Consider the following 13729-nt stretch of genomic DNA (forward strand, 5'->3'; position numbering starts at 1 on the left):
GGTCACATCCCGATCTCGTCGTCGGCGCTGCCCAGATAGGCCTCGATGACTTTTTCGTTGTTCTGAATTTCAGACGGCGTGCCTTCGGCGATTTTTTCGCCGAAGTTAAGCACGACAATCCGGTCTGAAATGCTCATCACGGCGGGCATGTCATGTTCCACCAGCATGACCGTGACACCGCGTTCGTCGCGCACGGAGCGCACGAGGTTGACCATATTCATGGTCTCGTCGTGGTTCATGCCCGCGAATGGCTCGTCCAGCAGCAGAACCTTCGGATCCGTTGCAAGACCGATGGCGATGCCCAGCGCCCGCAGGTTGCCCTGAGGCAGGTTATGGGCCAGTTCGGAGCTGATCTCGGACATGCCAAGAAACTCCAGCAGCTCATCCGCGTAGCGCCCGAAGGCGGCCACATCCTCATGCGCGGCCTTGGAGCCCCAGAAATACCCTGCCAGCGTTGCCTTCGCCCTCAGATGCTGGGCCACGATCACGCTTTCGCGCACCGTCATGCTTTTGAAGATCGTGGTTTCCTGGAACGTGCGGACAACGCCTTTGCGCGCGACCACATGGGGCTTGAGGTTGGAAATACGTTCACCGCGGTACCGCACCTCGCCCGATGAGGTGGGTGTGAAGGACGAGATCATCTTGAACAGCGTCGACTTTCCGGCGCCGTTCGGGCCGATCACCGACAGGATTTCATTCTCAGCCACATCAAAGGTGATGTCATTATTGGCGACAAGGCCGCCGTATTTCTTGGTGACGTTCCGGATTTCGACAAGCGCGTTCATTTCTTGTCCCCCTTGCCAAAGCGCAGGCTGAGCAGCCCGTTGGGCAGGAACCGGATCACGCCGATCAGGATGAGCGAATAGACCAGCATCTGATACTTTCCGAGCTCAAAGAGCAGGTCCCATCCGAAATAGAGCACCAGCGTGCCCAGCATCGGGCCGAAGACATAGCCCAGCCCGCCGAGGAAGCAGTTGAGCATGAAATTGACCGAGTCCATGACCTGGAAGGTGGACGGATAAACCGACTGCGAGATCGAGCCGAACATCGCGCCGCCGATCCCGCCGAAGAAGCTGGAAATCGCGAAGATCAGGATACGGATATAGGAGATGTTGACGCCGATGGAACTGGCCAGTTCCTCGTTCTGCTGCATCGAGCGGCACAGGTGCCCCAGGCGCGAGTTCACCAGCCGGTACAGGGTGACATAGGTCAGCACCATAAGGATGCAGGCCGTGAAGTAGAACGCCATGCGGGTGTTCTCCAACGTGGAGAAATCGGGGATCAGCGGGATGCCAAAGAGCGATACGCCCGCCGGAAGCGGGATGTTGGTGATCCCTTTCGCGCCGTTGGTGATTGGCAGTGCCAACGCCGTCAGCGTCACCACCTGGGTCAGCACCAGGGTGATCATCGCGAAATAGACCCCGCGCAGCCGCAGGATGGGCAAACCGATCAGAACGGCAACCAGGGCCGCGAAAAGGCCGGCCATCGGCAGGGAGATCCAGAAAGACCACCCCGCCTTGACCACCAGGATCGCCGACACATAGGCCCCGATCAGGGCGAAGGCCCCTTGCCCGATATTGATCCGGCCAATGTAGAAGGTCAGCCAAACCCCGGCGCTGGCGATGGCAAGCAGTGCCACCGAGGTCAGCGTGAAGTAGAAATCCCAGCGCCCGGTCGCGGCGATGAAGAGCGGCACGCCGACGAAGATGGCCAGAAGAAACAGGCCGACACCGAGCAGTTGTTTCGTGGAAAATCCCATCATCTCATCATCCCCACGGCTTGCCCATCAGCCCCTGGGGCCGAATGGCGAGGAAGATCATCAGCGACACGAAGATCAGCAGATAGGTGATGTCACCATATTGCGCCAGATAGGCCAGCCCGAACGCTTCCATGAAGCCCAGGATGATCCCTCCCCAGATCGCGCCCGAAATCACGCCGGCCCCGCCGATCATCACCATCATGAAGGCCTTGATCGAGGTGGGTCCGCCCATGCCGAGGTTGACGCCAGTGATCGTCACCAGCAGTCCGCCGACAAGCCCCGCCAGCATCGCCCCGAGGGCGAAACCGATCATCGAGTAGCGATCGACATTCACACCCATCAGCTGGGCCGCGGTACGATCCTGCGCCAGCGCGCGCAGGGCGCGGCCGGTCTTGGTATATTGCATGAGGCAGATGAAGGCGACGATCGACAGGATCGCCAGAACGCAGATCAAAATCCGGTCATATGGCATGATCAGCCGGAAATCGTAGTTGAAAACACCGTCGACAATCTTTGGCACGCCGCGCTGTTTTTCCCCGAAAATGATCAGGATCAGCGCATCCAGCAAAAAGGCGATCCCGGCGGCCAGCAGCATCGTGCTTTCTTCGCGCGCCGATTTCTTAATCACTGGGGCAAAGAGGTATTTCTCGATCAGGGCACCGAGAATGGCCAGGGTCACGCAGGACATGAACAAGGCCAGCACGAAGGGCACGCCCCATTGGCCATAGAAGGTATAGGTGACGAAACCACCGATCACATACATCTGCCCGTGGGCAAAGTTGAGGACGTTCATCAGGGCGAAGATCAGGGTCAGACCAAGCGCGATCATCGCATATTGGGACCCGAGATAGACGCCATTGGCCAATATCTGTTCCATCGGTGCTTTCTTTCTTGGGATGTCCCCGGGCCGCTCAATGTGGCCCGGGGTATCTCTGCTTGGAAGAGGTGCGCAAGCAGAGCGGGAGGTTAGTCGACCTCAGCGACGAACAGCGTTTCGAACGCGCCGTTCTGGTAGACATTCACCACCAGAGGCACAGCCACCTGACGCTTCTGCCCGAAGGAGGTCGAACCGACATAACGCAGCTTTGCATCGCCGTTCATGTAGGGATTGGGCGCCTCGAACGTGTCCATCGTCGCCTGGAATTCCTCAACGTTGTCGATCGCGGCAGGGTTCGCCTTGAGCGTCTCGAGGATATATTCCAGCGCATAAACCTTGGTGTTCGACTCGTCGTTATACTCACCGAACATCTCGGTGTAGCGCGCGACAAATTCGTTCATCATCGGCGAGGCCAGCTCGGGCGTTGACGCCCCACCCACCGAAATGAAACCGTTGGCCAGATCGCCGGCCCCTTCGGCCAGCACCCCGGCATCCTGCGCGGTCTCGGTCGAGATGAAACCCTGGAAGCCAAGCTCGCGCGCCGAGCGGATCAACTGAGGCGCATTCGCCGGCGACACACCAGAAAGCACGAGCAGATCGGGTCGCTTGCGCATGACAGGCGTCAGCACGGGCGTGAAGTCGGTGGTGTCGACCTGGTACGTCACATTGGCCGAGACCACTTCGAGGCCCAGAGCTTCGGCTGCGGCGACACCGCCATCGCGCTGGCTGAGCGGATCGGATTCGTTGGCGGCAATGAAAGCGACGGATTTGACGCCCTTTTCTTCCATCAGGTATTTGTAGATCGCCGGACCCGACTGGTAGTTGGCGACCATACCCAGCACGGCGTTTGAGGCCGGCGCGGTATAGAGCTCTTTCGGGAAGGCATAGGGGAAATACATGATCCCGTTGGCCTCGGCCACGGGGCGGACTGCTGCGGCACCGTCATCGACATTGGGGCCGACGACATAGTGAATGCCTTCTTGCGCCATCTTCTCCATGCCAGCGATCGCGCGCTTGGGGTCTTTTTGGTCATCGAAGGACACGATCTCGATGTCGTAAGTCGTACCGCCGATTTCGTATCCGCCGGTTTCGTTGATCCACGCCGCGCGGGTTTCCATCGACCGCTGGTTGGAAATACCCCAAGCCGCGGCGGGCCCGCTTGTCACGCCGACAAACCCGATCTTCAGCGTCGGGTTTTCGGCCAGCGCCGACGTCGTGCCGAACGTGGCCAGCGTTGCGGCGGTCAGCGCCGCTTTCATGAGTGTTCTACGTTGCATCTACATCTCCCGTTGAATTCAACCTTGGCGCCAAGAGCACCTTTCTGGACGGCAGTCAGATGGAACTCCCATGCGCGCCGCACAGACACTTCACGATTGTTAACAATCTTTGTCAACACATTTTGAAATATGGTCGACAAATCTGATTGCTTGGTCTTAAGGTTTGAAGACCGTATAAAAAACACCAGTTTCATTGAACAAGCCAAACAAGCCAGGACGCCCAAAAGTGCCACTCAAACCCAAGGCAAGCCCTCAGAAACAAACGGATATTCGCTCCGATCCCGATGAGGGTTTCATTGTTGAGCGCATATACAAAGCCGTCATGGAACAGCGCCTGGCCCCCAAAACCAAGCTGAGCGAGGCGCGTCTTTGTGAAACTTTTGGTGTCGGGCGGATGCGCGTTCGACGCGCGCTTCTGCTGCTTTCAAGCCAGGGAATTATCGATCTTCAGTCGAATCGGGGGGCTTTTGTTGCGTGTCCTGACACATCTGAGGCGAATGACGTCTTTGCCGCCCGGCTGCTGATTGAACCACCGCTTGTCCGGCAACTGGCCGAGAGCGCGGGCGAGATTGACCTGACATTGCTCACCGATCATATCGCTCTGGAAGACGCCGCCCGGGCCAAGAACGAGCGCACCGAAATCATTCGACTTTCAGGAGAGTTTCACACCAAGCTGGCGCAGGCGACCGGCAACAAGTTCATCACACGCATGATGCGCGAGCTTGTCACCCGCACCTCGCTCATTGTCGGCCTGTTCGGATCTTCGGAAAACTCAAGCTGCCCCGATGACGAACACAGCAATATTCTGCAGGCGATCAGATCAGAAGATCCCGGGAAAGCGGAACATCTGCTCATCACGCATCTGGAACACATCCAAAGCGGTTTGGACATGCAAACGCGCCATCCGCCCCAGGATGATCTGGCCGTTATTCTCGGAGCATAAAAATACGACTGACCTCATCGTGCCCTGACGTCCCTCCTCGCTGATCAGACCCCGGCGCAGGGCTGAATTCTCAAAACCCAAGAGGTGCGGGATACGGTGACCAGGTCTCAATGCGCGCCTACGGCAGTGCAATAGCGATCAAGAACAGGCTCAGCCGGTTTTCGCGGTCTTTGAAATATACGTTTAGGTTGCACCAAGGGCCGTTCGCTCAGTGCTCAAGCTGTCTTTCTGGGACGAAACGAACGTGATGAGAGCAATCATCGGAGCAGCCGCCGCGAATTCAGCATCTGTCCCTCGAATGCTGCTTTCGAACCTGCCAAGATTTTGCGCCCGCAGCGAATGACCGTTCGGACCAAGATTAGCGCGGCATGACATCGCAGGAGTATTGGTCTGCGCGAAGCGTTCCAAGCATCCACCAAGATACAGGTTGCGGGCTCGAACCGGAGCCGCGCTGCAACTTGGACGAATGTCAGTTCGGACGCGGAAGAAAGAGACCACTCAATCCGGTCGAAGAATACAGGTGCCGCCCGTCCCGCCCCCACCGATTGCAGCGCCCTGCATCCGAACAAGATAAATAAAAACAAAGGGGTATCGAATTCGACTGAAGCTTGTATCCTCTAATCACAAGAAAAGGCGCGGAAACCCGATTCGATCACGAATGCTGGAGTGTCGGGCATCCGGCCAAACTGACGACGAAAATTTGGTTTTGGGGGAGTTCAGAAAGATGACACGAGGTGATTCTGACGAGGGTATTCTACATCCGCTGGACTGTGCAGAGTGGCATTTGTGGGCTCTTCGCATTTCAAAGATCGTTGCCCGAGCATGGGTGGACGAGGCCTTTAAGGAAGCTCTTGTATCTGACCCCGCCACGGCACTCGAGGACGCGGGACTGGCCGTGCCGAAGGGCACCGAGGTTGTGATTGATGAGACGGCTACGGGCTGGTCAATGAGTGGCTCTTCGATGGCGAAAGTTGACCGTCTGGTGCTTCCTCTTCCTCCGAAACCCGAGGCAGATGCACTGATCCGGGCCTGGGCAGAAGGCGAGACGGGGCATCCGCCCATACTTTCTGATGACGGTGGGGTTTCATTTAATGGCATCCCGGCCATCGAGGACAGTGCGGCGCGACGTATCGTGGAAGCCCGCCGGGTTGCCGACGCCCGCCGGGTCGGCGAAGGGCGGCGCATTGCCTCAGCAAGACGAATAGCGGACGATGGCATTGCAGGTACGGACGCCGCTGCGCGCCGGGTTGCCGAAGCCAGACGCATCGTTGACGACGGTGATTTTTACGGATCGGATGCGGTGGGTCGGCGTATGGCCGAAGCACGCCGGATCGTGGAGGATGCAGATCCGCCGCTATCCGACGCAGACGCCAGAAGGGTCACGGAAGGACGGCGAACCGCGCAGGGCCGTCGGGTGGAAGAGTCAGAGCCCCCTGCCGATGCCGAAGGACGTCGGTTGACAGAAGGTCGGCGTGTAGCTGAACAGCAAGACAAGCCGGAAAAGGATGAAAGCTGACAGACCCGCCGGGCGGCGACAAACGACACCTTGAGCACCTGTCTATGCTGTCGGATACTTGGACACAAAAGCATCGTTTCGACGGGTTTTGGAGCTGATCGCTCTCTATGCGCATGAACGCAATTCCAAACCGGCCTCTGTGTCCGGCGTTCATCCTAGATCACCATCGGGCTGGTCGGGTGGCTGGTGCCATTGATGCCTGTGCGCTCGACATAGATATTTCCGGCTTTACCCGTGTTACCGATGCGCTGAGTGTGCATGGGCCGCAGGGTGCGGAACTGCTCGCAAGCATCATACGTTCGGTCTTTGACCCCCTGACATCCTGTATCCACGAGTTTGGCGGGTTCATTGCAAACTATTCGGGGGACGGGTTTCTGGCCCTGTTCCCGCAATCGCCCGGACAGGAGGATGCGGTCCGGCGCGGCCTGGCGGCAGCTTGGCAGATGCGCCAGACCATTAGGTCTCGTCATACCTACAAGACCGCATTGGGCACGTTTGAAATCAATGCCAAGCTCGGACTTGCGAATGGCGGGGTCCGCTGGCGCATTTTTGCTGACCCTGAAGGCAAACGTCACATATTCTTTTTTGATGGCGCGCCGATCATAGATGCGACGCATGTCCGGCAGCAGGCTCAAACGGGGCATCTCGGTGTCAGTGACGGCACAAGGGAACTGATTGCCGACTTCGCAACAACAAGACGGTTCAAAGACCCCCCATATTGGCGCGTTGAGGATGTCGGAAACCTCCCGTCACCCGTTGCCGCCACGTCGGCACCAAGGGAGACCGCCTCCCTGATCACGGATTTCTTTCCCGACAGTGTTGCGACATCCGAAGGCATCGCCGAATTCCGTCAGACGGCAAATCTGTTCGTGAAACTTGAGGAGCCCGAAGGAAACATTGATCGTTTCGTGCAATCGATTTTCGAGGCTCATGAAAGATTTGGCGGTTTCATAAACAGCCTGATGAGATCCGATAAAGGCTGTACGGCTTTTGTTTTCTGGGGAGCGCCCAAGGCGAATGTGGACGATATCGAACGGGCGATGGAATTTGGTGCCTTCGTTCTGGAACAACCCGACTTTGAGGCGAGCGCCGGACTCACATATGGTCTTGCCCATGCCGGGTTTGCCGGATCGCCGCACCAGGAGGTCTACACTTGCTCCAGCCGACTGGTAAACCTGAGTGCCCGATTGATGTCGACTGCGGAAGCAGGGCAGATGTTGACGGACAAAGCAACCAGCGACCATGCGCTCAACCGCTTTCATTTCGATTTTGTCGGTGATCTTGAACTAAAGGGATTTTCCGAACGCCAGCCTGTCTTCGCACTTGGCAAAAGGCACTACGGGCAGGTCAGAGCAACCTCCTCTGCAGAAATTGTCGAGCGCGACACCCAGATCGCCAGATTGCTGGATGTCGTGAAGGACGTGTTCGATCACAAACGTACAGGAGCAGCAATTGTTGCGGGCAGTTCGGGATCCGGCAAGACCGCGCTGCTGGAAGAGCTTGAGGGCCGGTTGAAAAAACCGGGCGCAGACACCGGCCAGACAGCGTTCAAGATTGTGGAATTGTTTTCAGAAACGGGTCTCGGTCAGCCGTTCGGTCCGTTTCGCAATGCGTTGACAAGCCTCTTTGGCGCACCCGGCGTTCTGGATGAGGGCCTAAGACGTGCAAGCTTCGAAGACGCCTTTGGCCAGTTTCGTGAACAGACCGTTGAGTATCAGGCACTTTATGAAGAGTTGGGCTTTGTCCATTCATTCCTCGCGGCAATGGTTGATGTCTTCATTCCTGAATCGAGCTACGCAAGCGTCGGTCCCGAGCTGCGCAGCAGCAACATGTCACGCGCGGTTGTCGCAGTCATTTCCGCATTGGCCCGCCAGAACAAGCTGGTCATCATCGCAGATGACCTTGGCGACTTCGATGCTCAGTCCTCCGATGTGCTCAGGTCTCTCTCCACGCTACAGACCGCACCGCTTGCGGTTATCGCCAGCTACAGGACAGACGACACCGGTTCTGTACCGGAGACGTGCATCGACCCCGAAGGTTTGCGCGACACGGTTGAGCTGCCTGCCCTAACCGGCGATGGCATTAGGCGCATTGCGGAACGCTCCCTTGGCGCACCTGTTTCGACACGGATTGTGGAACTTCTTGAAAGCAAGACCGCCGGCAATCCACTTTATGTCGAACAGCTTATACGAACGCTCAGTGCATCCGGAGGGTTCTTGCATCGCGGCGCGGGTCAGACTGCAAGGGTCGAACTCGCGCCAGATGCCGCGGCGAATATTCCGCATGGCCTCATCGGCATCCTCCTTGCACGGATTGATCGTCTGCCCGCGCGGCTGAAGTCGGTGATACAGGTCGCCGCCGTTTTGGGCGAGGAGTTTGAACCGTCTCTTCTCACTGCGATGCTGGGAGATGAAGAACTGGTCACTGAGGTTCTGGACGAAGGGCAGGAACAACAGATCTGGACGCGGCAAAAGGGAGGCAGATTTCGCTTCAACCACGCTATGCTGCGGGAAGCCGTTTACGATATGCAGCTTGTCAACGCACGCCGCGCTCGGCACCGGCAGGCAGCCGACGCGCTTGAGCGTCTTGACGGAGTTCACGACCTTGCCCGCCTCAGCGCCCTGGCCCATCACTTCGAACGTGCCGAGTTGCCGGACCAGGCACAGCATTATCTGCTGCAGGCCGGAGACATGGCCTATGACAGCTTTGATCCAGCCAGTGCGGCCGGGTATTACCGCCGCCTGCTGAACTACAACATCGAACCAGAGCTTTATGTTGCGGTGAGTGCGCGGCTAGGCGCGCTTCTAGTGCTGACAAGCGACTGGGAAGAAGCCGTTGAAACGCTTGAGAACGGGTTGTCCCGCGTTTTCACGGCAAACGACCCGCTGCGCGAGTCCGAATTTCTGATCGCGCTGGGAGATGCGCTGCGCAATACCGGAGACTTCGCGGGGGCGCGGGAAAAACTGGAAGTAGCCTGCGCAATCGCCCGCCGCGCAGAAAACCGGGAGGTGCTTGGAAAAGCCCTCGGCATGCTGGCAGGAACCTACAAATATAGCGGCGATTATGCGCGTGCGCTGGAACTCTACAGTCAGGCTCTTGAGTATGTCGAAGCAATTGAAGACGATAATCTCATTGCTGTCACGCTTGCCGGAATCGCCTCGATTTATGGCTTGCTCGGAAAGTTGCAAGAAGCCGTTGACTGCAATCGGCGCGCCATTCCGATCCTTGAGCGGCTCGGCAACCGCCAGGAACTGGTTTACCCGCTTGGTAATCTTGGCATTGAACTCTTCACGATAGGCGCGCACCAAGAAGCGCTTGAGACGCTGCAACAGGCCTTGCAGGTTTCCAGTGAAATCGGAGACCGCACCGGTATCTGGTTTGCCAGCCATTTCATTGGCCGGGTTTATCATGAAATGGGTGATTTCGAGCAGGCACTCTCTGCCTATGGGCGTGCAATGCTGGAACGTCGGATCATAGGGGGCGACAGTATTCCCTATGACACTCTGCCTCATCTTGCTTCGGCAAAAACGAGCCTCGGCGACCATCTTTCGGCCATTTCTGATCTGGCAAACCATATGGAAATACTGAAGGACGGCGCACCGGATCACGAACACGGCCTGACCTACGTTGAAGTGGCGCGCCTCATTGAGCGGCGGCAAGAACTCGATCCCGATGCGCAGACTCATCTTGATGCACTTTGCGCGCAATACTTCGGATCCGATCCAATGGTCTGGCTGAAAGAAGCAGACAAACATGCCAGAGCTGGCGCTTCCCTGGGCCTGAACAGCCGTATTCGCCTGCTTGTGAAATGCGCGGCCATCTGGATGTCTTCGGAGGGAAAATCCGTTCGGGTGCTGGGCTGTTTTGCAGCGGCCCATGCACTGGCCGAGAAGGCAACATTGCGCAGGGAAGCGGGATTTGTACTTGAAAGTGCGGCAAGGCTTGGAGTGAACCAAGCCGAATTGCGATCCGCCGAACCGCTATATCTTCCGTTCAGTGAACCCCAGTCATAGCAAGCCGCCACTTTCGTCGGCGACAGCAGCGGGCTTTGCAAAGACAGCAAGCTGCATGGTAAGCGGTATGTCGACCGAGTTTTCGCCATGTGCATCGAAAAGCCTGGATACCGCCTCGACAACTTCCCTGCGCGCCGGGTCAGACAAACTCTGGTACAGATAATCCCCTTCAAGAAAGGCAATGTATTCCGCCCCCGACATCTGCATCATCAGCTCGAAGGGCCGCATCGGAACGACCTCTTGCATGCCGGTGGTCCGACGGACCGTGTCTGCCAGAGTCTCCCTGGGGGCAGTTTGAGTGTCTACGCTTTCGAAGCTCAGAGGATCGGATTGATGCCGCGCGATGGTTTCGCTGAGAATACGGCTGTAGTGACCCTCGATCGAGCCACTTGCAGGCTCGTCCCCCAGGACGACCGCAAGCACACCGCCAGGTCCGAGTACGCGGTGAATTTCGCGAAGTGTTTTTTCAATCGGCTTCATGACTGCCAGGCTCATATGCGCAAGCACATAATCGACGGTGTCATCCAGGAGCGGCAAGTTATGCGCTTCGCAGATGTGCAGGCGCACGGGCATATCTGCGAACCGGCTCCGTGCGCGATTGATTTGTTCAGGTGAGAAATCAACACCGATGAGGTTTTCCGGGGGGATGCCTCTCTCGGTCAGTATTTCCAACAGCCTTCCCGTTCCACACCCCAGGTCAAGAACGACAGGCGCACCGTCATTTGCTTCCGTCGAAACTTCATTGGCCAACAGTTCGTAACTGCTTGGCCCAAGGCTCGTTGGCACCTCGGGGAAGGATCCGTCAAACGTGTCGTGGAACTGACGGACATAGTCCGTAAGACGGCGATCAGCTTTGGATTTGTCATGTTCTGTCATGAGGCACCGGTCGCTCGCGCCAGACCAAATCTGTGCAGGCGCTCTAGGAACCGATCTGGATCTTCAATGCCGACCTTATGCGCAAGTTCTTTCAGAGGCGTCTGCGGATCGATTCCGGCCTTGTCACAGTAGCTGCGGACGGCGGCACGATCGTCACCCTCACTTGGCCTCAATCCGTCGCTGGTATCTCTTGCAATCGCCTCTTGCAGAACGGTTTCGTATCGACCCTCTTCGCGCATCGCTGCAATCACCTCCGCCGTGGGAGACTGATTGAACGCCGCATTCAAAGATGCAGAGCCCGCGCCAAGCTGGTATCCTTCAAGAAGGTAGTAATCAATCAACGCGCCAGTGGTCAGGCGACCGTCACCGTTGCGCGCAAGACAGGTATCCCGGTCAGCGAGGCGGTTGAACTTGGTTGTTCGGTTGCACTGAAATTCCTGTGGCACAGTGCATGAAAAGTCACCGGCAGCCAGCAGATCAAGCAGTTCGACAGCGTCGAGGCGCTTTTGATCGACCCGTTCGGCTGACGTGACGGCCTCGACCTCGGGCGCCGACAGACCGAGCTGCCGCGCGTCCTGCGCCAGACGGTCGAAGCTGCGCTCCCAGTAAGGTGTCCGGGCGCATTCCTTCAGTAACAGAACTGCGCTTTGAAGGGACAAACCACCCTGTTGCACAGCCAGGTCCAGTGTCGCGCGGATGTTGACCATTGCTTCGCTCAATGGCTTGTGACCGATGGAATGCGGTGCATGGGTGACCGCGACTTCGTCATCGGCGTCCACAAAGCCGCTGCGATACCAACGATAGATCCGTCCAACACCGCGCATGCCGAAAGCATCTAGTTCGGCGGCACGCAGGGCCCCCATACTGGCGGCTCCCAAAACAGGGATCCCGCAGTCGAGGGCATGAAGTATCTCTTTGTGCCACACGGCCGGCACCAACTGGAAATAACCATCGATGATGCCGATCGCGCGCGGCCTGTCTTGGACGACAGATAGGATATCTCCCTGTGACACGGGTGGCAAAAAGCAGGCATCAAGCCGGTCGCGCGCATCTGCGAGGGTCATCGTGGGGCCGAGAAATACAACCACATCGTTCGTCATGACACGCTCGCTCTTTCTCTCGGTCGGCTCGATGCCATTACTTTCTCAACGAAGCCCTTCACACGCTCACCCTCTGGCGCTTCGTTATCAAGTGTCGGTTCAATCATGCCCGGAACGATCGCCTTTACGACAGGGATGGAAATTCCGGCGATGCTCAGGTCCACGATAATGGCGCGATCAAAGCCGTTGCTTGCGAGAATTGTCAGAACCCGCTCGAGATCCTCCGCCACATCGTCCGTCGCCCAGGTTACGATTTCCTTAAAATCCATCATCTGGCCGGCCTGCCCAAGCCAGGTTAGCCAGTTGCGCCGATTGCGTGCCGTTTGAATGCTGGCGTAATCGTCGCGGAACAGATCGTCGCGTGCGCCCGAGATATAGGTCAGGCGTGACTGTACGGCCTCGGTGATGGCACGGGACAAGGCGACATTCCTGTCAGGGTGGCAACCATAGCCCTGAAATGTGCCAATCGGAGCGCCAGGCATCCTGCCGCCCCGACAATCAGAGATGGCACAGCCAAAAGAGGGCAACGCGAGATCGCTGAACTGAGGCCAGATATGGATATCAATATCAGCCGCCAAGAGGCGTTCGATCAGCCAGCAACAGAGCGGGTCGTCCACCGTGGAAACATCGATCAGCGCCGGTTCACGTCCGATATGCGCGGCAAAGGCCTGATGCAGACAGGTCGCATCGCGTTCAATGACTTCGCAGAGCGCATGCAGGGCTGCTTCCTCGTACGTATTGCCAGAACCGAGACCGTTGGAGCTTGTCAGGAATACACCGTCGCAAGGTGCATCGACACGCAGGTCGCAGGCCACGATGTCTCGCGGCACACTGATGAGGCGATCAGCAACAAGATCGTGTCCCCGGATCCATGTCAGCACCCTGTCGGGGTCCACAGTCTGCACCCCCTGCAACAGTGAAAGCCGCGAGGGATCAAGTGCGTGCTCCGCCCCGAGCGTGCTGAAAGCTTCGCGTTGCGTGGGCAAAAACGCCCGTTCCGCGTGGAAAAGCTCAATCGCCTCCATCGCCGCTGAAACGCGCGCATGATCGAGCGTCACTCCTTTGCCCTGCGACACCGCCAGCGACCGCGCATTCGGTCGAATGGCGTTGCAAACAGGAATGCCGATGCAATCAAGTCCTGTCAGATCTGCGACGCGCGTGATCCCAACGTCAGGCAGGATGGGGGCGATCCATTGCCAGGTATCAACAGGATTTCTGGTCCGGTGTGTGCCGGCGAAAAAGACCTTTTCTGTTGTTGATTCAGCATATTGACTTTCCATGTCGGCAGCATAGGCGCATTGTCCGGTGAAGGGAAAGTCAAGTTGAGATGACATAGCCATCAAAGCTGGCGGGCACGCGCAACACAGC

10 protein-coding genes are annotated in these 13729 nt (G+C 57.8%); 3 read left to right on the forward strand and 7 right to left on the reverse strand.

What is annotated here, in order from left to right; genetic code table 11:
* Positions 1–2 precede the first annotated feature (2 nt).
* The 4 genes from EI983_RS16380 to EI983_RS16395 all read right to left on the reverse strand — a co-directional run bounded on the left by EI983_RS16380 (position 3) and on the right by EI983_RS16395 (position 3913).
* Positions 3–785, reverse strand: coding sequence for an ABC transporter ATP-binding protein (locus EI983_RS16380; protein WP_157708423.1), 783 nt, complete (start codon positions 783–785; stop codon positions 3–5).
* Complete coding sequence (locus tag EI983_RS16385; RefSeq protein ID WP_198389324.1) at positions 782–1762, reverse strand: branched-chain amino acid ABC transporter permease; 981 nt, start codon at positions 1760–1762, stop codon at positions 782–784. The genes EI983_RS16380 and EI983_RS16385 overlap by 4 nt, the downstream gene beginning before the upstream one ends.
* Positions 1763–1766: 4 nt before the next feature.
* Positions 1767–2636 (reverse strand): branched-chain amino acid ABC transporter permease, encoded by an 870-nt coding sequence (locus EI983_RS16390; protein WP_157708424.1) that lies wholly within the window; start codon positions 2634–2636, stop codon positions 1767–1769.
* A gap of 89 nt (positions 2637–2725) precedes the next feature.
* Entirely contained in the window at positions 2726–3913 is a 1188-nt protein-coding gene (locus tag EI983_RS16395; protein ID WP_157708425.1) for an ABC transporter substrate-binding protein, read from the reverse strand.
* Positions 3914–4139: 226 nt separating this feature from the next.
* Here EI983_RS16395 and EI983_RS16400 point away from each other — a divergent pair, with 226 nt between their 5' ends.
* The 3 genes from EI983_RS16400 to EI983_RS16410 all read left to right on the forward strand — a co-directional run bounded on the left by EI983_RS16400 (position 4140) and on the right by EI983_RS16410 (position 10385).
* Positions 4140–4856, forward strand: coding sequence for a GntR family transcriptional regulator (locus tag EI983_RS16400; RefSeq protein WP_157708426.1), 717 nt, complete (start codon positions 4140–4142; stop codon positions 4854–4856).
* Positions 4857–5580: 724 nt separating this feature from the next.
* Complete coding sequence (locus tag EI983_RS16405) at positions 5581–6372, forward strand: hypothetical protein (RefSeq protein WP_157708427.1); 792 nt, start codon at positions 5581–5583, stop codon at positions 6370–6372.
* Between the two features lie 179 nt (positions 6373–6551).
* Positions 6552–10385, forward strand: a complete 3834-nt coding sequence (locus tag EI983_RS16410; protein ID WP_198389325.1) for a tetratricopeptide repeat protein — start codon at positions 6552–6554, stop codon at positions 10383–10385.
* On the opposite strand, the gene EI983_RS16415 is transcribed toward EI983_RS16410, so the two are convergent.
* Genes EI983_RS16415 through EI983_RS16425 form a run of 3 tightly spaced genes read right to left on the reverse strand, consistent with a single transcriptional unit; the run spans position 10380 to position 13695 of the window.
* Entirely contained in the window at positions 10380–11261 is an 882-nt protein-coding gene (locus EI983_RS16415; protein WP_157708429.1) for a class I SAM-dependent methyltransferase, read from the reverse strand. The genes EI983_RS16410 and EI983_RS16415 overlap by 6 nt on opposite strands.
* Complete coding sequence (locus EI983_RS16420; RefSeq protein ID WP_157708430.1) at positions 11258–12361, reverse strand: TfuA-like protein; 1104 nt, start codon at positions 12359–12361, stop codon at positions 11258–11260. The genes EI983_RS16415 and EI983_RS16420 overlap by 4 nt, the downstream gene beginning before the upstream one ends.
* A complete protein-coding gene (locus EI983_RS16425; RefSeq protein WP_198389326.1) occupies positions 12358–13695 on the reverse strand; it encodes a YcaO-like family protein in 1338 nt (445 codons plus the stop codon). Before EI983_RS16425 ends, EI983_RS16420 begins: the two co-directional genes overlap by 4 nt.
* Between the last annotated feature and the right edge of the window lie 34 nt (positions 13696–13729).

The organism is Roseovarius faecimaris, assembly GCF_009762325.1.
In the GTDB taxonomy this organism is placed as follows: domain Bacteria; phylum Pseudomonadota; class Alphaproteobacteria; order Rhodobacterales; family Rhodobacteraceae; genus Roseovarius; species Roseovarius faecimaris.

Excerpts from the sequence above, each read along its gene's own strand:
- EI983_RS16420 (WP_157708430.1), bottom strand. The coding sequence starts at position 12,361 with ATGACGAACGATGTGGTTGTATTTCTCGGCCCCACGATGACCCTCGCA.
- EI983_RS16380 (WP_157708423.1), bottom strand. The coding sequence starts at position 785 with ATGAACGCGCTTGTCGAAATCCGGAACGTCACCAAGAAATACGGCGGC.
- EI983_RS16415 (WP_157708429.1), bottom strand. The coding sequence starts at position 11,261 with ATGACAGAACATGACAAATCCAAAGCTGATCGCCGTCTTACGGACTAT.
- EI983_RS16405 (WP_157708427.1), top strand. The coding sequence starts at position 5,581 with ATGACACGAGGTGATTCTGACGAGGGTATTCTACATCCGCTGGACTGT.
- EI983_RS16425 (WP_198389326.1), bottom strand. The coding sequence starts at position 13,695 with ATGTCATCTCAACTTGACTTTCCCTTCACCGGACAATGCGCCTATGCT.
- EI983_RS16390 (WP_157708424.1), bottom strand. The coding sequence starts at position 2,636 with ATGGAACAGATATTGGCCAATGGCGTCTATCTCGGGTCCCAATATGCG.
- EI983_RS16395 (WP_157708425.1), bottom strand. The coding sequence starts at position 3,913 with ATGCAACGTAGAACACTCATGAAAGCGGCGCTGACCGCCGCAACGCTG.
- EI983_RS16385 (WP_198389324.1), bottom strand. The coding sequence starts at position 1,762 with ATGATGGGATTTTCCACGAAACAACTGCTCGGTGTCGGCCTGTTTCTT.